The sequence below is a fragment of the Pseudomonas sp. S09G 359 genome, from assembly GCF_002843605.1.
Taxonomy (GTDB): domain Bacteria; phylum Pseudomonadota; class Gammaproteobacteria; order Pseudomonadales; family Pseudomonadaceae; genus Aquipseudomonas.
In genome coordinates, this window is record NZ_CP025263.1 from 1308778 (window position 1) to 1329878 (window position 21101).

19 protein-coding genes are annotated in these 21101 nt (G+C 61.4%); 3 read left to right on the forward strand and 16 right to left on the reverse strand.

The features are described from left to right. The first annotated feature begins 183 nt into the window (after nt 1–183). Nucleotides 184–954: a MipA/OmpV family protein gene (locus CXQ82_RS05835; protein WP_101266982.1), complete on the forward strand. Its 771-nt coding sequence runs from the start codon at nt 184–186 to the stop codon at nt 952–954. Between the two features lie 193 nt (nt 955–1147). On the opposite strand, the gene CXQ82_RS05840 is transcribed toward CXQ82_RS05835, so the two are convergent. From CXQ82_RS05840 to CXQ82_RS05910, 14 genes are all read right to left on the reverse strand, one after another. Then, entirely contained in the window at nt 1148–1552 is a 405-nt protein-coding gene (locus tag CXQ82_RS05840; RefSeq protein WP_101266984.1) for an EamA family transporter, read from the reverse strand. Beyond that, nucleotides 1549–1929 (reverse strand): transporter, encoded by a 381-nt coding sequence (locus CXQ82_RS05845; protein WP_101266986.1) that lies wholly within the window; start codon nt 1927–1929, stop codon nt 1549–1551. Before CXQ82_RS05845 ends, CXQ82_RS05840 begins: the two co-directional genes overlap by 4 nt. After that, on the reverse strand, nt 1926–2846 hold the full coding sequence (locus CXQ82_RS05850) for an arginase (RefSeq protein ID WP_101266988.1): 921 nt from the start codon (nt 2844–2846) through the stop codon (nt 1926–1928). Before CXQ82_RS05850 ends, CXQ82_RS05845 begins: the two co-directional genes overlap by 4 nt. Nucleotides 2847–2951: 105 nt before the next feature. Then, on the reverse strand, nt 2952–3290 hold the full coding sequence (locus CXQ82_RS05855) for a GlpM family protein (protein ID WP_101266990.1): 339 nt from the start codon (nt 3288–3290) through the stop codon (nt 2952–2954). Further along, on the reverse strand, nt 3290–4627 hold the full coding sequence (locus CXQ82_RS05860) for a sigma-54 dependent transcriptional regulator (protein ID WP_101266992.1): 1338 nt from the start codon (nt 4625–4627) through the stop codon (nt 3290–3292). The genes CXQ82_RS05855 and CXQ82_RS05860 overlap by 1 nt, the downstream gene beginning before the upstream one ends. Next, nucleotides 4627–6528 carry a sensor histidine kinase gene (locus tag CXQ82_RS05865; RefSeq protein WP_101266994.1) on the reverse strand — a complete coding sequence of 634 codons (1902 nt, stop codon included), beginning with the start codon at nt 6526–6528 and terminating at the stop codon, nt 4627–4629. Before CXQ82_RS05865 ends, CXQ82_RS05860 begins: the two co-directional genes overlap by 1 nt. A 172-nt stretch (nt 6529–6700) precedes the next feature. Beyond that, a complete protein-coding gene (locus CXQ82_RS05875; protein WP_049709764.1) occupies nt 6701–7435 on the reverse strand; it encodes an amino acid ABC transporter ATP-binding protein in 735 nt (244 codons plus the stop codon). Continuing rightward, a complete protein-coding gene (locus tag CXQ82_RS05880; RefSeq protein WP_101266996.1) occupies nt 7432–8103 on the reverse strand; it encodes an amino acid ABC transporter permease in 672 nt (223 codons plus the stop codon). The genes CXQ82_RS05875 and CXQ82_RS05880 overlap by 4 nt, the downstream gene beginning before the upstream one ends. Next, entirely contained in the window at nt 8103–8849 is a 747-nt protein-coding gene (locus CXQ82_RS05885) for an amino acid ABC transporter permease (RefSeq protein WP_101266998.1), read from the reverse strand. Before CXQ82_RS05885 ends, CXQ82_RS05880 begins: the two co-directional genes overlap by 1 nt. A gap of 194 nt (nt 8850–9043) precedes the next feature. Beyond that, nucleotides 9044–9970: a glutamate/aspartate ABC transporter substrate-binding protein gene (locus tag CXQ82_RS05890; protein WP_101267000.1), complete on the reverse strand. Its 927-nt coding sequence runs from the start codon at nt 9968–9970 to the stop codon at nt 9044–9046. A 313-nt stretch (nt 9971–10283) separates the two neighbouring features. Further along, nucleotides 10284–11822, reverse strand: coding sequence for a glycerol-3-phosphate dehydrogenase (gene glpD, locus CXQ82_RS05895; protein ID WP_101267002.1), 1539 nt, complete (start codon nt 11820–11822; stop codon nt 10284–10286). Nucleotides 11823–12098: 276 nt separating this feature from the next. Further along, complete coding sequence (locus tag CXQ82_RS05900; protein WP_101267004.1) at nt 12099–12854, reverse strand: DeoR/GlpR family transcriptional regulator; 756 nt, start codon at nt 12852–12854, stop codon at nt 12099–12101. An 83-nt stretch (nt 12855–12937) separates the two neighbouring features. Further along, the gene (gene glpK / locus CXQ82_RS05905) at nt 12938–14443 is read right to left on the reverse strand and encodes a glycerol kinase GlpK (protein ID WP_101267006.1); all 1506 of its coding nucleotides are present in this window, start codon (nt 14441–14443) and stop codon (nt 12938–12940) included. Nucleotides 14444–14518: 75 nt separating this feature from the next. Continuing rightward, nucleotides 14519–15376 (reverse strand): MIP/aquaporin family protein, encoded by an 858-nt coding sequence (locus CXQ82_RS05910; RefSeq protein WP_101267008.1) that lies wholly within the window; start codon nt 15374–15376, stop codon nt 14519–14521. A 326-nt stretch (nt 15377–15702) separates the two neighbouring features. Here CXQ82_RS05910 and ybaK point away from each other — a divergent pair, with 326 nt between their 5' ends. Next, a complete protein-coding gene (gene ybaK, locus CXQ82_RS05915) occupies nt 15703–16173 on the forward strand; it encodes a Cys-tRNA(Pro) deacylase (protein WP_101267010.1) in 471 nt (156 codons plus the stop codon). Between the two features lie 340 nt (nt 16174–16513). Here ybaK and CXQ82_RS05920 read toward each other — a convergent pair whose 3' ends face one another. Together CXQ82_RS05920 and argF are read right to left on the reverse strand one after the other, a co-directional pair. After that, nucleotides 16514–17623 carry an ABC transporter ATP-binding protein gene (locus CXQ82_RS05920; RefSeq protein ID WP_101267012.1) on the reverse strand — a complete coding sequence of 370 codons (1110 nt, stop codon included), beginning with the start codon at nt 17621–17623 and terminating at the stop codon, nt 16514–16516. Then, the gene (argF, locus tag CXQ82_RS05925) at nt 17620–18540 is read right to left on the reverse strand and encodes an ornithine carbamoyltransferase (protein WP_101267015.1); all 921 of its coding nucleotides are present in this window, start codon (nt 18538–18540) and stop codon (nt 17620–17622) included. Before argF ends, CXQ82_RS05920 begins: the two co-directional genes overlap by 4 nt. Before the next feature lie 452 nt (nt 18541–18992). On the opposite strand from argF, the gene CXQ82_RS05935 reads away from it, so the two are divergent. Beyond that, nucleotides 18993–21101 carry a molybdopterin oxidoreductase family protein gene (locus CXQ82_RS05935; protein ID WP_101267018.1) on the forward strand — a complete coding sequence of 703 codons (2109 nt, stop codon included), beginning with the start codon at nt 18993–18995 and terminating at the stop codon, nt 21099–21101.

A 21101-nucleotide genomic window follows, 5' to 3' on the forward strand; every position in this document is an offset into this window, starting at 1 on the left:
CTTGCAAGTGGGGTAGAGCAGGGACTGTGCCAACTGGCCAAAGCCCAGCAGGGCTGGGGCCGCGCCTGGGTTTGTGTCGTAGGAGCTACAATTTTTGTAGCTTGCTACAAACAAGATGAGTGCTTGCGCTTGCCGGGCCCTTCGCGCGTTCATGCGCGTATGTCCAGACAAGGAAACCGTTCCATGCTCAAGCCAACTTCTGCTGTAGTCGCCTGTTTACTGGGGCTGTGGGGCTTTTCCAGCAGCGTCCTGGCAGGCCCGATCACCGGTGATGTCGGCGCGGGCGTCAGCTACCAGCCCCATGACCCGACCGGCAGCCGCTACGAGACACGCCCCGTGCCGTATCTGGACCTGGACTGGGGCAATGTCAGCCTGAGCACCGATGACGGCCTGACCTGGAGCGCGCTGAATACCAACGGTTTTACCGCCGGCCCCTATATCAATTACTTGCAGGGGCGCACCTCCAACGGCTCGCTGCAAGGGCTGCGCAATGTCTCGGACATGGCTGAAGTGGGCGGGTTTATCCAATACGCGCCGGCCGACTTCTGGCGCGTCTACGCGCGGCTGGGCCAGGCCGTGGGCGGCGGCCACTCGCAAAGTGGCGCGCTGGGCAAGGTCGGTGGCGAACTCGGTTATCCGCTGGGTGGCGGCATTATCGGCAGCAGTGGCCTGGCGGCTAATTTCGCCGATGCACGCCAGACCCAGACCTACTTCGGCGTGGACGACAACGAGGCGGCGGCCACCGGCTTCAAGCCGTACAACGCCAGCGGCGGGTTCCAGAACGTCACGCTGAGCCAGAGCTTCCAGTTCCCCCTGGCGCCCAACTGGTCACTGCTGACCAGCGCCAGCTGGGTGCACCTGGTGGGTTCGGCGGCCGACAGCAGCATCGTCAAACAGACCGGCGACGTGAACCAGGGCCAGGTGCAGACGGCGATCAGCTACACCTTTGACTGATTGACCTGATGCATGGAGATCAAATGATGTGTGCAGATCAAAATGATGTGCCGAGATCAAATGATGTGTGGAGATCAAAGGTGGGAGGGGGCTTGCCCCCGATGAGGGAGTATCAGTTGATAAATACTTAACTGACCCACCGCCATCGGGGGCAAGCCCCCTCCCACCTTTGATCTGCATTTCATGCTCAATATCAGTTTTCTTCGCCTTCGGCCAACAGCGCAATCCCGCCAATAATCACCGCCACCCCCACCCAGTGCAGCGGGCTGATATGTTCCCCCAGCCCCAGCCACGACCCCAGCAGCACCACCACGAACACCAACGAACTCAAGGGAAAGGCCAGCGACAGGCTGCTGCGCCGCAGGATCAGCATCCACACAAAAAACGCGCCGATATAACAGGCAATCGCCGCCAGAATCCCCGGGTTACGCGCCACCTCGGTCAGCCACAACCAATTGAAATCCATTTGCCCCAACTGGTCGCCGGCCACCTTGGTAAACAACTGCCCGGCGCTCTCGGTGCAGATCAGCAAGGCCCACAGCACCACAGTGCCCAGGCGCCCATGCAACCAACCGCTATTCATCGTTTGCGTACTCATGCCTGGCTCCCTGCGATTGCAACCAACATCACGCCGAACGTAATCACCAGCGTGCCCAGCCAACGGCGGCGGCTGACGGTTTCGCCCAGCACCACCTTGCCCGCCAGCACCACGCCGCAATAGGCCAGGGCGGCGGCCGGAAACAACAGGCTCAACGGCGCGCGGGACAGCGCTTCGAGCCAGACGAAAAACTCAATCACGTAGGCACCGATCCCGGCCCACAGCAAGGGCGCATTGAACACCTGGCCCCAGAAGGCATTCAGGCGAAAGCCGCCTTCCAGCTCCGGTAAACGGTCGAGGCCGAGCTTGAAACACAGTTGGCCGATCACATCGAGCAGGATGGAAAACGCCACCAGCAACACCACGGTCAGGGTCACGGGAACAGCTCCTCAAACAGGTTGATCAAGGCTTCATTGGTGGCGGCGTTGCGCTGCAAGTCCGTCGCGCTCCAACGCTCGGGTGGCGGCTGGTCGGACTTGGCCTCCCAGCGCTTGAACGCATTGCTGAAGGCCGGCGTGGCGAACTCGCCACACACGTCGATCCCGATGATCCGCTTGCGCGCCGCCAGGGCGCGTAGGGCTTGCAGCAAGTGGGTCAGGCGCATGCCGCCCTGGTCCCAGTTGGTGGCGGCGTCTTCGCTGGCCAGCACGTCTTTGTCGATGGTGATCCAGATCGCGTCGGTGGGCAGACCGTTGATCATCTGCTCAAGGAAGGCCACCCAGTCCAAGTCCGCCAGGTTGCGCCAGTGCAAGTGGTTTTCCTGCTGCTGGTGGCCGGCGCCGTCACCGACCCGGCCCCAGACTTTCGACGGCGGATGCTGCCACGGAAACAACTGCAATTGCCCGCGCTTGAGGGCCGCGAGGTTGCCGCCGCGCAGTTGCGGGTTATGCAGGTCATCGCTGCAGGGGCCGAGGGTGACGATGCGTTTGATTGCCGGCATTTTCAACGCCCGGTTGACCCACGAACCACAGTGGCGTTTGGGCGCAAAGCGCACCCAGTCGGGGTGGTTGTCGAAGTGGATCAGGCTGATCGGCTCTTTCAGGTCGGCGAGGAACGCGGGCGTCAGGTGGTGATAATCGCCGGAGCCAACGAAGAAAATCTCCGGCCGCGCACTGATGGGCCGGGGCCGCGTGGCCAGGCGTTCGGCAAAGTGTTTGTAGGTTTTTTCGGTGGACCAGAGGCGCAATTTGGGGCCCAGGTCCAGCAGGTCCAGGCGGGTGGCCTGGCCGCTGGCCAGGCGCTTGGCAATCGGGGCCTGGCCGGTGAGGCTGTGGTCGAGGTCAAGAATGTTCAAGGAAGTGTTTCACCCATGGCAGCGCCCGTTCAGATACTCGGTTCATCACTCATGAACCGCAGCCGAATGGGCTTTGCAGGGTGAATGCAAGGGGCGGGCCAGGGGTCAGGCGTGAACGCGTACCCACACGCTGACCAATACCGTCGCCGCCATCAGCCACGCCACGGCCGCCACGGCGAGCGAGGCTTCCAGGCGCAGGCGGTCAACCATCACGTACAAGGTTGCCAGGTACACAAAGTACGGAATGATCGACCACATCCCGAACAGGATAGTGGTCTTCAAATCGTCCACCGAGCGGCCCTTGCCGACGATGTAGTGGGCGATCAGGGCAAAGGTCGGAAACAGCGGCACCAGCCCGGCGATGTAGTAGTTCCTGGTTTTGGCCAGGGCGGCCAGGATCAACACCACCGCCGCGCCGAGCGCGGCCTTCAAGAATAGATCCATCAGTGGCTCAACCCGTATTTCTTGACCTTGTCGAACAGGGTGGTCTTGGCCATCCCCAGTTCCTGGCTGGCCTGGGTCAGGTTGCCGCCGCTGCGTTGCAGCGCGTCCACCAGCAGGTTGCGTTCAAAGGCTTCCACCGCCTCGGTAAAGGCTAGGCCGTGGCTGCCGCTGCTGGCGCCGCTTTTCTTGAAGGCCGGCAGGCCGAGGGCGAAGCGTTCGGCGACGTTGCGCAGCTCGCGCACATTGCCGGGCCAGTCGTGGCTCATCAGGCTGGAGACGGTCTGGTTGTCCAGCTCCGGCGCGGTGCGGTCAAAGCGCAGGGATGATTGCTGCAGGAAGTGTTCGAACAGTTGCAGGATGTCTTCACGGCGCTCGCGCAGGGGGGGCAGTTCCAGGGTCACCACGTTGAGGCGGTAGTACAGGTCGCTGCGGAACTGGTTGGCGCGGCTCAGTTCGTCGAGGTCGGACTTGGTGGCGGCGATCACCCGGCAATCCACGGCCACGCTCTGGTTCGAACCCAGGCGTTCCAGGGTGCGTTCCTGCAGCACCCGCAGCAACTTGATCTGCAGGTTGATCGGCATGCTTTCCACTTCGTCGAGGAACAGCGTGCCTTCGTGGGCGTGTTCGATCTTGCCGATGCGGCGCTTGCCGGCACCGGTGAACGCGTTGGCTTCGTGGCCGAAAATCTCGCTTTCGAAGAGGTTTTCCGGCAGGCCGCCACAGTTCAACGCGACAAACTGGTGGGAGTGGCGCCGGCTGAAATCATGCAGGCAGCGCGCAACCAATTCCTTGCCGGTGCCGGTTTCGCCTTCGATCAACACGTTGGCCGAGGTGTCGGCGACGTTGGCGATCAGCTCGCGCAGGTTCTGCATGGCCGGCGAGCGGCCGATGATGCGGCCTTCCAACGAATCACGCTCGGCCAGTTGCCGGCGCAGCGACCAGACTTCCCGCGCCAGCCCGCGCTGCTCCAGGGCGCGGCGGGCGACGTCGACCAGGCGCTCCGGGGAGAAGGGTTTCTCCATGAAGTCATAGGCGCCGTTGCGCATCGCGCCGACGGCCATGGAGATATCGCCGTGCCCGGTGATCAACACCACCGGCAGGCTTTTATCCAGGGCCTTGAGACGAGTAAGCAGTTCCAGGCCGTCGATGCCCGGCAGGCGGATATCGCTGATGACGATGCCGGCGAAATTTTCGCCGATACGCTTCAAGGCTTCTTCGGCACTGCCCACGCCCACGCTGGGGATGTCTTCCAGCGCCAGGGCCTGCTGGCAGCCGAGCAGGACATGGGGGTCATCTTCGACAATCAGCACGGTGAGGTCGTTAGGGTCTGTATTCATCATGTCGACTCAGCTTTTTGAGTGCCAACCAGCGGCAGGCTCAAGACAAAGGCCGTACCACCACTGGCCGGGTGTTCCACGGCGAGGTTGCCGCCGGTGGCCGCCGCGAGGCTGGCGGACAGGGTCAGGCCCAGGCCCAGGCCTTGCTCACCGGGTTTGGTGGTGAAGAACGGTTCGAATAAATGCTTGCGGGCCTCGGCGTCGATGCCGTGGCCGTTGTCGCGTACCAGCAGGCGATATTTGCCGTCGACGCCGCTGCCTTCCAGCCACAGCTCCGGGGCCGGTTGCGCCTGCATGGCGTCGAGGGCGTTGCCGATCAGGTTGACCAGGATCTGCTCCAGGCGCGTCTGGTCGATCTGCAACTGCGCCGGGCTGAATTCGCGGTGCACGCTCAGCGGCAGGCCGTCCAGGCGCGCGCCGAGTACCTGGAACGCGGCATCCACGGCCTTGCCGAGGCTGGCTTCGCCCTGGTCATCGCCGCGCCGGGCAAAGGAGCGCAGGCTGGCGGTGATGCGGCCCATGCGGTCGATCAGTTCGTTGATGGTCTTGAGGTTGGTGCTGGCCGTATCCAGCGCACCGCGCTCGAGGAAGCGCACGGTGTTGCCCGACAACGTACGCAGCGCGGCCAGGGGTTGGTTCAATTCGTGGGCGATGCTGGTGGACATCTGGCCGATGGCCGCCAGCTTGCCGGCCTGCACCAGTTCATCCTGGGCGCGGCGCAGGGTTTCTTCGGCCTGGCGGCGTTCGCGGATCTGACCCTTGAGACGTTCATTGCTGGCGCGCAGGTCGGCGGTGCGTTCGGCAATCCGTCGCTCCAGCTGGCTGTTGGCTTCCTGCAAGGCTTCGCGCGCGGCGAGGCGGGTGGCGATGACCTTGCGCCGTTCGTTCCAGGCAATCAGCAAGAACGCCACCAGGCCAAACGCCACGGCCACCAGGATGCCCTGGTTGATTGCCGCGCGGCGCAGGTCGTTGAGCGGCGTGAGCAGGGTGAAATTCCACGGTGTGTCATTGAGCGGCCGGGTTTGCGCGAGGTAGCTGACCTCGTGCTCGTCGTTGACCACTTCGCTGTTGGCGGGGAAGGTCAGTTTCTCGCTGCCTTCGTTGAGACGTTCGCGGGCCAGGGGCTCCAGCTCGTTCAACGTCGCCCAGTAATATTGCAGGCTGTGGGCCAGGCGGTCCTTGGTCTCGTCGCTCAGTGGGCGCACGGCCTTGAGGCGGCGGGCTGGGTCGCTGGACAAGATGATGATGCCGTTCTCGTCGCTCACAAAAGCTTCGAGGCGCGCGCGCTGCCAGCGTTCTTCCAAGGCTTCGAGGCGCACCTTGACCACGGCCACGCCGATGATCTTGCCGTGTTCCTCCAGGCCGTGGGCCAGGTAGTAGCCGGGCTCGCCATTGGTGCTGCCGATACCGTAGAAACGCCCGGGCTGGCCGCGTACGGCATTCTGGAAATAGGCACGAAAGGACAGGTCTTCACCTTGGTAACTGTCGGCATCGCGCCAGTTACTGGTGGCCAGCACGCGGCCGGTGGTGTCCATCACGTAGATGGCCCGACTGCGACTGCGTCGGTTCAGGCCTTCGAGGTAGTCGTTGACGGCTTTGCGGGTTTCCTGGCTGGGGTCGGCCAGCAGCGTCGAGACGCTGGTTTCCAGCTCTAGCAGGCTGGGCAGGTAGGTGTATTTGCTCAGCTCACTTTCGACCGTCCGCGCGTGCAGCTCCAGCTGGCGCTCGCCAGTGTCGCTGAGGGTGCGGATGCCATAGTACTCACTGACCCAGAAGCCGATATAACCCAGGCCGATCATCAGGGCGATGATCAACGGCGGCAGGAACAGTTGGCGAATCAGGCGAGGTTTCACGGCAAGTGATGGCGGTGCGGCGCGAAATTGGTTGGGGTCGCATTTCATCACAGATGCCTTGGGTCAACCAGAGCTTGCCGGCCTGCTCGGTCCATTGTGGGAGCGGGCTTGCTCGCGAATGCGGTGGGTCAGTCACTGAATAGGTCGACTGACCTGGCGCATTCGCGAGCAAGCCCGCTCCCACATGGGGCCTGTTGCAGCAGTGGAAGCTGTGTAGTGCTTAGTGCTGCAGGATTTTCTCAAGGAAGTGCTGCGCGCGTTCGGAGCGGGCGCTGATGTCGCCGAAGAACTCTTCTTTCGGGCAGTCTTCGATGATCTTGCCGGCGTCCATGAAGATCACACGGTCGGCGACTTTGCGTGCGAAGCCCATTTCGTGGGTCACGCACATCATGGTCATGCCTTCGTGGGCCAGTTGCACCATCACGTCGAGTACTTCGTTGACCATTTCCGGGTCCAGGGCCGAAGTCGGTTCGTCGAACAGCATGACGATCGGGTCCATGGCCAGGGCGCGGGCAATCGCCACACGTTGCTGTTGGCCGCCGGAGAGTTGGCCCGGGTGCTTGTGGGCGTGTGCCGACAGGCCGACGCGCTCAAGCAGCTGCAGGCCTTTTTTGGTGGCTTCTTCCTTGCTGCGGCCGAGCACCTTGATCTGCGCGATGGTCAGGTTTTCGGTGATGGTCAGGTGCGGGAACAGTTCGAAGTGCTGGAACACCATGCCCACGCGCGAGCGCAGTTTCGGCAGGTTGGTCTTCGGGTCGGCGATGGAGGTGCCGTCGACCACGATGTCGCCTTTCTGGAACGGTTCCAGCGCGTTCACGCACTTGATCAAGGTGGATTTGCCCGAGCCCGACGGCCCGCACACCACGATCACTTCACCCTTTTTGACATCAGTGCTGCAATCGGTCAGCACCTGGAAGTCGCCATACCACTTGTTGATGTTCTTGATAGAGATCATACGGCAAACCTTTTTTGCAGACGCTTGACCAGCAGCGAGGCGGAAAAGCTGATGATGAAGTAGACGACACCGGCGAAAATCAGGAACTCATTGGAGCGGCCGATGATGTCGCCGTTGGAGCGGGCGGAGTTGAGGAAGTCCACCAGGCCCACGGTGTAGACCAACGAGGTGTCCTGGAACAGGATGATCGACTGTTGCAACAGCAACGGGGTCATCTTGCGGAACGCCTGGGGCAGGATGATCAGGCGCATGGTCTGGCCATAGGTCATGCCCATCGCCTGTGCCGCACCCATCTGGCCCTTGGGGATCGACTGCACGCCGGCCCGCACGATCTCACAGAAGTACGCGGCTTCGAACATCATGAAGGCCACGACGCAGGAGGTGAACGCACCGATCGGCGTGTCTTCGCCGGTGATCCAGCGCAACACGAACGGCACCGCCAGGTAGAACCAGGTGATCACCAACAGCAGCGGGATCGAGCGGAAGTAGTTCACGTAGGCGCCGGCCAGGCGCGACAGCAGTTTGTTGGACGACAGGCGCATCAGCGCCAGGACCGTGCCCAGGGCGATACCGCCGACCACGCCCATGACCATCAGCTTCAAGGTCATGATCATGCCGTTCCACAGGCCCGGGATAGCGGGGATGATGCCGCTGAAATCGAGTTCCATTATTTACCCCCCACGGAGATCAGGCCGGGCACTGCGACTTTCTTCTCGACCACGCGCATCAGCAGCATCAGGCTCATGTTCAGGGTGAAGTAGATCAGCGTGGCCAGGGTGAAGGCTTCAAACAGGTTGGCCGAGAACTCGGCGGTCTGCTTGGTTTGCGCCAGCAGTTCCATCAAGCCGATCAAGGACGCCACGGAGGAGTTCTTGAACACGTTGAGGAATTCCGAGGTAAGCGGCGGAATGATGATGCGGTAGGCCTGGGGCAGCAGCACGTTCCAGTAGATCTGCGGCAGCTTGAAGCCCATGGCGCGCGCGGCAGCCTCTTGGCCACGTGGCAGCGCCTGGATACCGGTACGCACTTGCTCACACACACGGGCGGCAGTGAACAGGCCCAGGCACACGACAACGCTCAGGTAGGCCGAGGTGGTCGGGTTGAGGTCCTGCTTGTACCAGTCCTGCAGGTTCTGCGGCAGCAGGTCGGGTATCAGGAAGTACCAGATGAACAGCTGAACCAGCAGCGGCACGTTACGAAACAGTTCCACGTAGCAGGTCGCGATGCCCGCTACGAGACGGTTTGGCACAGTGCGCATGACCCCCAGTATGGAGCCCAGCAGCAAGGCGATGATCCATGCCACGACGGCGATGGCGATGGTCCAGCCCAGGCCGGCGATGTACCAGTCGAGATAAGTCTCGCTGCCCACGCCGGTGGACTTGAAGAACACGCCCCAGTCCCAGTTGTAATTCATTAGGGTCTCCCCTCGAGATCGATCGATGTACAAGCACCCGCTTGGGGAAAATCCATTCCCGCCTGACGGTGAACGCCAGGCACACACGATCGGCTCGAAAACCGCCAGGTCGAGTGTTCCAAAGTAAAGCCAGCAGGTAGTAACAGACGCCTGAGGGAGGGTTGGCTCCCTCAGGAGATAAGGTTAGTCAGGATTTAGATCTTTACTTCCGGAGCCGGCTTGTCGGTCGGGTTCTTGATCAGTTCCTTGACCTTTTCGCTCATCGGGAAGTTGAGGTTCAGGCCTTTTGGTGGGATCGGGCTTTCGAACCACTTGGCGTAGATCTTGTTGATCTCACCGGACTTGTACAGGCCGACGATCGCGTCATCCACGGCTTTCTTGAAGGCCGGGTCGTCTTTACGCACCATGCACGCGTAGGCTTCGAAGGACTGTGGAGTACCGGTAATGACCCAGTCATCCGGCTTCTTGGCCTTGGCTTCTTCACCGGCCAGCAGGGCGTCGTCCATCATGAACGCGACAGCGCGGCCGCTTTCCAGCATCTGGAAGGATTCGCCGTGGTCTTTGGCGGAGATGACGTTCATGCCCATCTGCTTGTCGGCGTTCATCGCCTTAATGATGCGCTCGGACGTGGTGCCGGCGGTGGTCACGACGTTCTTGCCTTTCAGGTCAGCGAAATCGTTGTAGGACGGCTTGCCATCCTTGTCTTTCTTGACCAGCAGGCGGGTGCCGATTTCGAACATGTTGATGGTGAAGTCAACTTGCTGGGCGCGTTCGGCGTTGTTGGTGGTGGAACCGCACTCGATGTCGACGGTGCCGTTCTGAACCAATGGAATACGGGTCTGCGAGGTGACCAGGTTGTACTTGGCCTGCAGATCGGGTTTGTTCAGGTCTTTTTTCAGGGCTTCAACGATGGCCACTTGAATGTCGTGGGAGTAGCCCACTGGTTTGCCCGAACCATCCGCGATGTAGGAAAACGGAATGGAGCTGTCGCGGTGCCCGAGGGTGATGGTGCCGGAGTCGTTGATTTTCTTCAGTGTGCCGGTGAGTTCGGCGGCGAATACTGGAGTGCTGATCAGAGCAGCAGCGATAGCTGCGCCCAAAATATGGGGAACGATGCGCATCAATACTTCCTCGACATTTGTTTTTTTTATGAAGCCGGCTATACGGCTCTCTTGTACAGCGAATGCCCGTGACGGCTCCTGAGGCGTCCCAGGCAATCGTCTAGGAGTGTAGAGCATGAGTCGTGCCAGGCTCGAAGTAAAAGTCTAACCTGCTGATTTATATGTAAATTAACTTTGTATGACGATAAATATATAACGCCTGGGTCCGGCAAACCGAATGGTGTGGGTTGTGCTGTTCGGAAAACCGAATGCCCGGCAGGCATGAAAAAGCCCCTGGACCTTTCGGCGCAGGGGCTTTTTTACAGCGGGTGCGTCAGGCCGCCTGGATCTTGCTGCGGTTCTGCTCAACCTTGGACAGGTAATGCTGCACGCCGGCCTGTTCTTCCGGGGTGGTGAACAGGCCGAGCTTGGTGCGGCGCCACAGCACGTCCTGGGCTTGGGTCGCCCATTCTTCGGCGCACAGGTAGTCGACCTCGCGGGTGTACAGGCCACCGCCCAAGTGGTCGCCCAGGTCGGCCAGCGATTGCACACCTTCCAGCAGGCGCCAGGTGCGGCTGCCGTAGGTGGTGGACCAGCGGCGCGCGATTTCGCTCGGCACCCAGTCGAATTTGTTGCGAATGGCGTCGGCCAGGGCTTCCGGCGTGGTCATGTCTTCGCCGCCTGGCAGGCTGGCGGTGGCGGTCCAGCTCGGGCGCATCTGTGTGAAATACGGCGCCAGCTGCGCCATCGCCGACTCGGCCAGCTTGCGGTAGGTGGTCAGCTTGCCGCCGAACACTGACAGTATCGGTGCCTCACCATTGGCGCCGGACAGCGCCAAGGTGTAGTCACGGGTGATCGCCGACGGGTTATCCGATTCGTCGTTGCACAGCGGGCGTACACCGGAGTAGGTGTGCACGATGTCGTCGCGGCTCAGTTGCTTCTTGAAGTGCGCGTTGACCACCTTGAGCATGTAGTCGGTTTCACCTTCGGTGATCGCAACTTTAGCCGGATCGCCGGTGTATTCGCGGTCGGTGGTACCGATGATGGTCAGGTGATTCAGGTACGGAATAGTGAAAACGATGCGCTGGTCTTCGTTCTGCAGGATGTGCGCGTGTGCGCCTTCGTACAGCCTTGGCACGATCAAGTGGCTGCCCTGGATCAGGCGGATGCCGTAGGGCGAGGTCAGCTTGAGGTCGTCCTTGATGAACTTGGCGACCCACGGGCCGGCCGCGTTGACCAGGGCCCGAGCACGGATCGAGAACAGGCTGCCGTCGGCGCGTTCCATGTTCATTTCCCACATGCCGTTACTGCGGTGCGCGCTGATGCAACGGGTCTGGGTGTGGATGTGCGCGCCTTTTTCACGCGCGGCCATGGCGTTGAGTACTACCAGGCGGGCGTCGTCTACCCAGCAATCGGAGTATTCGAAGCCTTTGGTGATTTCGCTTTTCAGCGGGCTGTCGGCGCCGAACTTGAGGCTTTTCGAGCCGGCGAGCTTTTCGCGCTTGCCCAGGTGGTCATACAGGAACAGGCCGGCACGAATCATCCACGCCGGGCGCAGGTGCGGGCGATGCGGCAACACAAAGCGCATTTGCTTGACGATGTGCGGGGCCTTGGCCAGCAGCACTTCACGTTCGGCGAGGGCTTCACGCACCAGGCGGAACTCGTAATGTTCGAGGTATCGCAGGCCGCCGTGGATCAGTTTGCTGCTGGCGGACGAGGTGTGGCTGGCCAGGTCGTCCTTTTCGCAAAGGAATACCGACAAACCGCGCCCGGCTGCGTCTGCTGCAATACCGACGCCATTGATCCCGCCACCGATTACGGCAACGTCATAGACTTCGGCAAGCGGTGGGGCAGGCAAGGTAGAAGGGTTCATCGGCTGGCCTCGCGATCTTTTTCGTATTGGAATTCGAACATTAATGTTCATTTGCGAAAATGGTAGCTGATAAATGCGCGCGCAGCCAGCCGACTTCGATTGAAAATACTCATCGAAGGGGGGGCAAAGGAAGAATTGTGAACATGGGGTTGAGGGGGAGCGTGTCAGACAGATCGCCATCGGGGGCAAGCCCCCTCCCACATTCGACCGAATTCCAGCATGGGAATGCAGTCAAGTGTGGGAGGGGGCTTGCCCCCGATGGGGCCAGAACTGGCGCTACACGACTTCCAGCCGAACCTTATGCTCATTCAACAACTGCACCAACGCCGGCACCGGCTGCTGATCGGTCACCAAGCAATCCACCAAACTGATCGGCCCCAAACGAATCATGGCGTTGCGCCCGAATTTGCTCGAGTCGGCCGCCAGGATCACCTGGCGCGCATTGGCGATGATCGCCTGGGAAACCCGCACTTCCTGGTAGTCGAAGTCGAGCAGGCTGCCGTCTTCGTCGATGCCGCTGATACCTACCAGCGCAAAGTCGACCTTGAACTGGTTGATGAAATCGACACTCGCCTGGCCCACCACCCCGCCGTCACGGCGCACGTTGCCGCCGGTCAGCAGCACGTCGAAGTCGTCCTTGGCGCTGAGCATGGTGGCCACGTTGAGGTTGTTGGTGATGATTTTCAGATGGTTGTGGTTGAGCAGCGCGCGCGCAATCGATTCGGTGGTGGTACCGATATTGATGAACAGCGAGGCGTGATCGGGGATTTGTGCGGCGATGGCTTCGCCGATGCGCTGTTTCTCGTCGCGCATCTGGTCGGCACGCATGGCGTACTCAGTGTTTTCGACACTGGAATCATAGGCCGCGCCGCCGTGGTAGCGGCGCAGCAGATTGGCGTCCGCCAGCTGGTTGATATCGCGGCGGATGGTTTGCGGGGTAACGACGAATAGCTGCGCCATTTCCTCGATACTGACGTAGCCGCGTTCGCGGACCAGTTCGAGGATTTGTTGCTGGCGGGGAGGCAGATTCATGGGGCGTCCTTTGGGCTGCCATACAAAAGTGGCCCATGATGACGCAGGAATCTACTCCCTGCCAGTTACAACCCGAGGTTGGCTTATTCAGCGCCTTCGTGGGGCTCCCAGTCACGGGTGCGGCTGACCGCTTTTTGCCAGCCGGCGTAGAGCTTCTCTTTGGCGGCTTCATCCAGTTGCGGTTCGAATTCGCGCTCGATCACCGCCTTGCCGCGCAATTCGTCCAGGCTGCCCCAGAACCCGCAGGCCAGGCCGGCCAGGTAGGCCGCACCGAGTGCGGTGGTTTCGCGCATTTGCGGGCGCTCGACCTGGGTGCCGAGGATATCGGCCTGGAATTGCATCAGGAAGTTGTTCGCCACCGCGCCGCCGTCCACACGCAGGGCCTTGAGGCGTTCGCCGGAATCCTGCTGCATGGCGTCGAGCACGTCGCGTGTCTGGTAGGCAATCGACTCCAGGGCTGCACGAATAATGTGATCCACGCGTACGCCACGGGTCAGACCGAACAGCGCGCCACGGGCGTACGGGTCCCAGTAGGGCGCGCCCAGGCCGGTGAAGGCGGGGACCAGGTACACACCGTTGCTGTCCTTGACCTTGCCGGCGAAGTATTCGGTGTCGGTGGCGTCGGCGATGATTTTCAGCTCGTCACGCAGCCACTGCACGGTGGAGCCGCCGTTGAACACAGCGCCTTCCAGGGCGTAGGCCACTTCGCCACGCGGGCCGCAGGCGATGGTGGTCAGCATGCCGTGCTTGGATTTCACCGCTTTGTCGCCGGTGTTCATCAGCAGGAAGCAGCCGGTGCCGTAGGTGTTCTTGGCCTGGCCGGCTTCGACGCACATCTGGCCGAACAGCGCCGCTTGCTGGTCACCGGCGATACCGCCGATGGCGATGCCGCTTTTGGTACGGCCGTAGATTTCCGAAGACGACTTCACTTCCGGCAGCATTTCGCGCGGCACGTCGAGAATCTCCAGCATCTTCGCATCCCACTCCAGGGTGTGGATGTTGAAGAGCATGGTGCGCGAGGCGTTGGTGTAGTCGGTAACGTGGGTCTTGCCGCCGGTAAATTTCCAGATCAGCCAGCTGTCGATGGTGCCGAACAGCAGCTCGCCGTTGCGCGCACGCTCGCGGCTGCCTTCGACGTTGTCGAGGATCCACTTGAGCTTGGTGCCGGAGAAGTATGGGTCGGTGACCAGGCCAGTGGCGTCGTTGATGTATTGCTCATGGCCGTCGCGCTTGAGCTGCTGGCAGATCTCGGTGCTGCGGCGGCATTGCCAGACGATCGCGTTGTAGATCGGGCGGCCGGTGACTTTATCCCATACCACGGTGGTTTCACGCTGGTTGGTGATACCAATGGCGGCGACCTGGTCATGGTGCAGGCCGGCTTGCGCCAGGGCCTCGACCATCACCGCGCTCTGGGTGGCGAAGATTTCCATCGGGTCGTGTTCGACCCAGCCCGCCTGCGGGTAGTGCTGAGTGAATTCACGCTGGGCGGTGCAGACCACGTTGGCGTCACGATCAAAGATGATCGCGCGGGAACTGGTGGTGCCCTGATCAAGGGCAATGATGTAGTTCTTATTCTGAATGTCGGTCATGTCGATTGCCTTGGACGAAATAAGGAAGTCAGAAATCAGCCTGGGCCGTAAAGGGCAGGGACCAGGCTGGCGCTATCACGAAATACGCGTTTTACCGTTGACAGCCGTGTCAGGTGTTTCATCCGTGGTGGCAGGTGCAGCGCTTGGCAGATGGCGGGCAATCAGCCCGCGATAGGCCGCAGCGCCGAGGCATGCTCCGACAATCGGCGCGAAAATCGGAACCAGGAAGTAGGGAATATCGCGACCGCCAGTAAAGGCCATTTCACCCCAGCCAGCGAAAAAGGTCATCAGCTTGGGGCCGAAATCCCGCGCCGGGTTCATGGCGAAGCCTGTCAGCGGGCCCATGGCGCTGCCGATCACCGCAATCAACAGGCCGATCAGCAACGGGGCGAGTGGGCCGCGTGGCAGGCCATTGTTGTCATCGGTGAGGGCCATGATCACGCCCATCAGGATGGCGGTGATGACCATTTCCACCAGGAATGCTTGGGCGGTGCTCAGCAGCGCATGGGGGTAGGTGGAGAACACCGACGCCAATTCCAGGCTGGCTTGGGAGCCGCGGACCATATGGTGGGTTTGTTCGTAATCGAAAAACAGATTGCTGTAGAGCGTGTACACCAAGGCCGCCGAGCAGAAGGCGCCGGCGATCTGGGCGAGGATATAGAAGGGCAGTTTGCGCTTTTCGAAGTCGGCAAAGATGCACAGGGCGATACTCACCGCCGGGTTGAGGTGGGCCCCGGAAATACCGGCGCTCAGGTAGATCGCCATGCTCACGCCGACGCCCCAGATGATGCTGATTTCCCACAAGCCAAAGCTGGCACCCGCGACCTTGAGCGCAGCAACACATCCGGTACCAAAGAAGATCAGCAGCGCAGTCCCCAGGAATTCGGCCATGCATTGGCTCGAAAGTGAAGGCTGTTGAAGAGCAGTTGTCATGGAAAACCTCAATTGTTGTTCTTGTCTGGCGATTGGCCTCAACGGGCCATGCGCGATTTTCACCGTAACGGGGATCCCCATCTCCGCAACGGCTTACTGCTCAAACACTGTAGTCCTATTCCCACAGTATTCGGAAACGAAAAAATATAGACAAGAATCACGGCTGTCAAAGGTCGAAAGTGAACCGTCAGTCACTTTGCAACTATTGGTCTGGTGAATGATCAAGCTTACTCCACTAAACCTGCACCTCGGGATGCTGCGCACTAGAGCGTTTTGCATGGGCTTGGCCTAGAATTGGCCATCTGTTTGCCACGCCCGGAGACGTTATGACCCCCGCTTTGGATTTGTTGAAAAAAGTTCGTGCCGAACATCGCGTGCACAGTTACGAACACGACCCCAAGGCGGCCTCGTATGGGCTGGAGGCCGCAGAAAAATTGGGCCTCAATCCGGCGCAGGTGTTCAAGACCTTGCTGGCCTGCAGCGAAAAGGGCGAATTATTGGTGGCGGTGGTGCCGGTCGTCGGAAGTCTGGATTTGAAGGCGCTGGCTCAAGCGGCGGGTGTGAAAAAAACCGAAATGGCCGACCCGGCTGCGGCGCAGCGTTCCACGGGTTATCTGCTGGGCGGTATCAGCCCGCTGGGGCAGAAGAAGCGTTTGCGCACGTTTATCGATGTGACGGCGCAGCCGTTCGCGACGATTTTTGTCAGTGCCGGGAGGAGGGGCCTGGAAGTAGAACTACCGGCGGCGGTGCTGGCGGAGCATACCCAGGCCAAATTCGCACCGATTGGCCGCGCCTGATCTCGATTTTGGAGTGCATGAGACCTAATGTGGGAGGGGGCTTGCCCCCGATAGCGGTGGGTCAGTCACAGATTTATTAACTGACACTCCCTTATCGGGGGCAAGCCCCCTCCCACATTTTTGATCCGGTTTCTTCAGTTGCCGGGCCGTAGCGCCGCACGCCGGATTCGGCCTGATGAATCTGCACACCGATTGGCCGCGCCTGACCTCGATTTTGGAGTGCATGAGACCTAATGTGGGAGGGGGCTTGCCCCCGATAGCGGTGGGTCAGTCACAGATTTATTAACTGACGCTCCCTCATCGGGGGCAAGCCCCCTCCCACATTGTTGATCGAGTTTCTTCAGTTGGGCGGGCTGTAACGCCGTACACCGGATTCGGCCTGAGGAATCTGCGCGGCGGTGCTGCCGGAGGCCTGGAATAGCACCAAGTGCTCGGCGGCCACACGAATGCCCACATCCGCGCCCACCTGATGGTCGGCATGGCTGGGGAAAATCGACTCCAGCTGTGCACCGGTGGGCAGTTGCAGGCGGTACAGGGTCGAGGCGCCGAGGAAGGTCTTGCCGACGATCCGCGCTTTCAGGGCGCTATCCGGCGCGTACACGATGTCATCCGGGCGCAGCAGCACATCCACCGCGCCACCGGTAGGCCAGGTGTAGGCACGATTGCCGCGCAGGTCGCCCAGCTCGGTATTCACCGATTCGGGCGAACTCAATTGCCCGCGGATAAAATAGCCCTGGCCGATAAAGCTGGCCACATAAGGCGTCTGCGGTTCGTGGTAGAGGTTGTAGGGCGTGTCCCACTGCTCCAGCCGGCCTTCCTTGAACACACCGACCTGATCGCTCACGGCGAATGCTTCTTCCTGGTCATGGGTGACCAGAATCGCGCTGGTGCCACGGGCCTTGAGGATGTCGCGCACCTCATGGCTAAGCTTGCGGCGCAATTCGCCGTCGAGGTTGGAGAACGGCTCATCCAGCAGCAGCAATTGGGGCTCCGGCGCCAGCGCGCGGGCCAGGGCGACGCGCTGTTGCTGGCCGCCGGACAGTTCGTGGGGGAAGCGCTTGCCCAGGTTCTTCAGGTTGACCAGTTCCAGCAGCTCGGCAACCACACGTTCCTTGTGCGGATGCTTGCGGATGCCAAACGCGATGTTGTCGGCCACGCTGAGGTGGGGAAACAGCGCGTAGTCCTGGAACACCATGCCGATGCGACGTTTCTCCGGTGCCAGGGTGAACCCGGCGCTGGAGATGACTTCACCGGCCAGGCTGATCTCGCCTTCGTGCACCGGCTCGAACCCGGCAATCGCCCGCAGGGTGGTGGTTTTGCCGCAACCCGAGGAGCCCAGCAGGCAACCGATGTCGCCCGCATTGAGGTGCAGGTTGAGGTTCTGCACCACCCGTTGGTCTTGATAGCCGCATGCCAGGTTGCGCAGGTTCAGCAGTAATGGCTGGCTCATGCGTGGTGGTACGAAGGCGGAACAAGGAACTCGAGCAGGGCTTTCTGTGCGTGCAGACGGTTCTCTGCCTGGTCCCAGGCTACCGAACGCTCGTCGTCGAGCAGGTCGAGGCTGATTTCTTCGCCGCGGTGGGCCGGCAGGCAATGCATGAACAACACGTCCGGCGCGGCCAGGTCGAGCAGGGCGCGCGTGACCTGGTAAGGCGCGAACAGGGCCAGGCGCTGGGCGGTTTCGTCTTCCTGGCCCATGGAGGTCCAGACGTCGGTGCTGACCAGATGCGCGCCGATCACAGCGTCACGCGGGTCGCGTACCAGGGTCACGCGGTCGCCGGCTTGTTCGAGGAAACGCGCGTCAGGCTCATAGCCCTCAGGGCAGGCAACGCGCAGTTGGAAGTCGAACTGGATCGCCGCTTCTATATAGCTGTTGCACATGTTGTTGCCGTCGCCGATCCAGGCCACGGTCTTGCCCTGGATCGAGCCACGATGTTCGAGGAAGGTTTGCATGTCGGCCAGCAGCTGGCAGGGGTGCAGGTCATCGGACAGCCCGTTGATCACCGGTACCCGGGAGTTGGCGGAAAATTCGGTCACCGTGCTGTGGGCGAAGGTGCGGATCATCACCGCATCGAGCATGCGTGACATCACGCGGGCGGCGTCGGCAATCGGCTCGCCACGGCCCAGTTGGGTGTCGCGCGAGGACAGGAAGATGGCTTGGCCACCCAACTGGATCATGCCGGCTTCGAAGGACACGCGGGTGCGGGTCGACGACTTCTCGAAAATCATCCCGAGCACGCGGTTTTTCAAGGGCTCGAACAGTACGCCGCGGTTACGCAGGTCTTTAAGCTCAATGCCTCGACGGATCACGCTGACCAGCTCTTCGGGCGTGCAATCCATCAGGGAGAGAAAGTGCCTTGCGCTCATCATTAACTACCTTTTTGCAACAGACCGCAGATACTCAAAGCCTTGTTTATTGTGACAACGGGCGAGACCTGCGGCGAAAGCCGCACGGGGCGACGAAATAGGGGAAGGCGCGATATTGACATTAAATGTCGCGTCTTACCAATAGGGGCTACGTTTTTAGGGGTGTTCAAGAAGGGCGCCAGAGCGCTTTTGAAGACAATTTCCTGACTGCAGCGGGCCATTTGTACACTGGCGTCGCAACCTTTTGCAATGCGCGGCGGCGGGGCCAGGCCAGGCTGTGTCGGTTTCAGCGGGTGCGCGCGGGGTTTCTGAAACATTTGCTCACGCTTGGCCATGGCCTGGCCTGATGCACGTCGATTCACGGGACGAACGTTGCTGGTGCCCGCCGTGGCCTCGGCCCATAGTGAGGCTAACTGAGCCCTTATAACAAAGCCCCTATAAAGAGACTGGCCATGACCAAGACTCTCCACCACCGTGCCTGCCATCTGTGTGAAGCCATCTGCGGCCTGACCCTGGAAACCACTCGAGCTGACGACGGCAGCCTGGCGATCACCTCGATCAAGGGCGATGCGTTGGACACCTTCAGTCGCGGGCATATCTGCCCCAAGGCCGTGGCGTTGCAGGATATACAGAATGATCCGGACCGCCTGCACCAGCCCATGCTGCGCGTGGGCAGCGAGTGGCAGCCGATCGCGTGGGATGAAGCCTTTGCACTGGTAGCCGAACGCCTGGCGGGCATTCAAGCGCGGCACGGGCAAAACGCGGTGGCGGTGTATCAGGGCAACCCCAGCGTGCACAACTATGGGCTGATGACCCACAGCAACTACTTTCTCGGCCAGCTCAAGACGCGCAACCGGTTTTCCGCGACGTCGGTGGACCAGTTGCCCCATCACCTCACCAGCCACCTGATGTACGGCCACGGGCTGCTGCTGCCCATCCCGGACATCGATCACACCGACTTCATGCTGATCCTGGGCGGCAACCCGTTGGCGTCCAACGGCAGCATCATGACCGTGCCCGATGTGGAGAAGCGCCTCAAGGCCATCCAGGCCCGGGGTGGCCGCGTGGTGGTGGTCGACCCACGGCGCAGCGAGACGGCGGCGATGGCTGACCAGCATCTGTTCGTAAGGCCTGGCGGCGATGCGGCGCTGCTGTTCGGGCTGCTCAACACCTTGTTCAGTGAGAACCTGACCCGCAACAGTCATTTGCCGGTCGTGGGCCTGGAGGACGTGCGTCGCGCCATTTCCGGGTTTACTGCCGAGGCCATGAGCCGCCAGTGTGCAGTGCCTGCCGAGCAGATCCGCCAACTGGCGCGGGACTTCGCCGCCGCCGACAAGGCCGTGTGTTATGGGCGCATGGGCGTATCGACCCAGGCGTTCGGCACGCTGTGCCACTGGCTGGTGCAGCTGATCAACCTGGTCACCGGTAACCTCGATCGCGTCGGTGGCGCGTTGTGCACTACACCGGCGGTGGACTTGGTAGCGTCCACCGGCGGCGGGCATTTCAATCGCTGGCAGAGCCGGGTTTCCGGGCGGCCGGAGTACGGTGGCGAGCTGCCGGTGTCGGCGTTGGCCGAAGAAATGCTCACCGAGGGCGAAGGGCAGATCCGTGCCTTGGTAACAGTGGCGGGCAACCCGGTATTGTCGACGCCCAATGGTCGCCAGCTGGAACAGGCGCTGGATGGGCTGGAGTTCATGGTCAGCATCGACCTGTACATCAACGAGACCACGCGTTACGCCGACCTGATCCTGCCGTCCACCTCGGCGTTGGAAAACGACCACTACGACACCACGTTCAACATGTTCGCGGTGCGCAACGTGACCCGCTTCAACCGCGCAATCCTGCCCAAGCCTGCGGGCGCGCTGCATGACTGGGAGATTTTCGTGGGCTTGGCCAAGGCCTTTGCCGTGCAGACGGGCGCTACGCTCAAGCCGACCATGCCGCCTGCGCAGATGATCGATTTTGGCTTGCGCGCCGGCACCTATGGTGAGGCGTCCACGCACAAGCTGTCGGTGGCGATGCTGGCGGATCACCCGCATGGCGTGGACCTGGGGCCGCTCAAACCCAACCTGGCCGCGCGCTTGAAAACCGCGGATGGCAACGTGCAGGCGGCGCCCGCAGTAATTCTCGCGGACCTGGCGCGGTTTGCCGCGCAGCCGGTGCCGGTGGCCGACGAACTGTTGCTGATCGGTCGTCGCCATGTGCGTAGCAATAATTCCTGGATGCATAACTATCACCGCCTGGTAAAGGGCAAGCCCCGGCACCAATTGCTGATGCATCCTGACGACCTGGCCCGCCGACAGTTGAGTGATGGCCAGCGCGTGCGGGTGAGTTCGCGCATCGGCATGATCGAGGTGGAAGTGTTGGCCAGCCTGGACATGATGCCCGGCGTGGTGAGCCTGCCCCATGGTTGGGGCCATGGTCGCCCGGGTGTACAGATGACGATTGCCAGCGGGCAGCCGGGGGCGAGTGCGAATGACTTGACCGACGAGCGGCAATTGGACGAATTGTCTGGAAACGCCGCGCTCAATGGCGTGCCGGTGCAGGTTGCTGCCGCATAA

Excerpts from the sequence above, each read along its gene's own strand:
- CXQ82_RS05900 (WP_101267004.1), bottom strand. The coding sequence starts at position 12,854 with ATGAATCTGCCTCCCCGCCAGCAACAAATCCTCGAACTGGTCCGCGAA.
- CXQ82_RS05890 (WP_101267000.1), bottom strand. The coding sequence starts at position 9,970 with ATGCGCATCGTTCCCCATATTTTGGGCGCAGCTATCGCTGCTGCTCTG.
- CXQ82_RS05860 (WP_101266992.1), bottom strand. The coding sequence starts at position 4,627 with ATGAATACAGACCCTAACGACCTCACCGTGCTGATTGTCGAAGATGAC.
- argF (WP_101267015.1), bottom strand. The coding sequence starts at position 18,540 with ATGAGCGCAAGGCACTTTCTCTCCCTGATGGATTGCACGCCCGAAGAG.
- CXQ82_RS05880 (WP_101266996.1), bottom strand. The coding sequence starts at position 8,103 with ATGGAACTCGATTTCAGCGGCATCATCCCCGCTATCCCGGGCCTGTGG.
- CXQ82_RS05875 (WP_049709764.1), bottom strand. The coding sequence starts at position 7,435 with ATGATCTCTATCAAGAACATCAACAAGTGGTATGGCGACTTCCAGGTG.
- CXQ82_RS05910 (WP_101267008.1), bottom strand. The coding sequence starts at position 15,376 with ATGACAACTGCTCTTCAACAGCCTTCACTTTCGAGCCAATGCATGGCC.
- CXQ82_RS05835 (WP_101266982.1), top strand. The coding sequence starts at position 184 with ATGCTCAAGCCAACTTCTGCTGTAGTCGCCTGTTTACTGGGGCTGTGG.
- CXQ82_RS05865 (WP_101266994.1), bottom strand. The coding sequence starts at position 6,528 with ATGAAATGCGACCCCAACCAATTTCGCGCCGCACCGCCATCACTTGCC.
- glpK (WP_101267006.1), bottom strand. The coding sequence starts at position 14,443 with ATGACCGACATTCAGAATAAGAACTACATCATTGCCCTTGATCAGGGC.
- ybaK (WP_101267010.1), top strand. The coding sequence starts at position 15,703 with ATGACCCCCGCTTTGGATTTGTTGAAAAAAGTTCGTGCCGAACATCGC.
- CXQ82_RS05840 (WP_101266984.1), bottom strand. The coding sequence starts at position 1,552 with ATGAGTACGCAAACGATGAATAGCGGTTGGTTGCATGGGCGCCTGGGC.
- glpD (WP_101267002.1), bottom strand. The coding sequence starts at position 11,822 with ATGAACCCTTCTACCTTGCCTGCCCCACCGCTTGCCGAAGTCTATGAC.
- CXQ82_RS05920 (WP_101267012.1), bottom strand. The coding sequence starts at position 17,623 with ATGAGCCAGCCATTACTGCTGAACCTGCGCAACCTGGCATGCGGCTAT.
- CXQ82_RS05855 (WP_101266990.1), bottom strand. The coding sequence starts at position 3,290 with ATGGATCTATTCTTGAAGGCCGCGCTCGGCGCGGCGGTGGTGTTGATC.
- CXQ82_RS05885 (WP_101266998.1), bottom strand. The coding sequence starts at position 8,849 with ATGAATTACAACTGGGACTGGGGCGTGTTCTTCAAGTCCACCGGCGTG.
- CXQ82_RS05935 (WP_101267018.1), top strand. The coding sequence starts at position 18,993 with ATGACCAAGACTCTCCACCACCGTGCCTGCCATCTGTGTGAAGCCATC.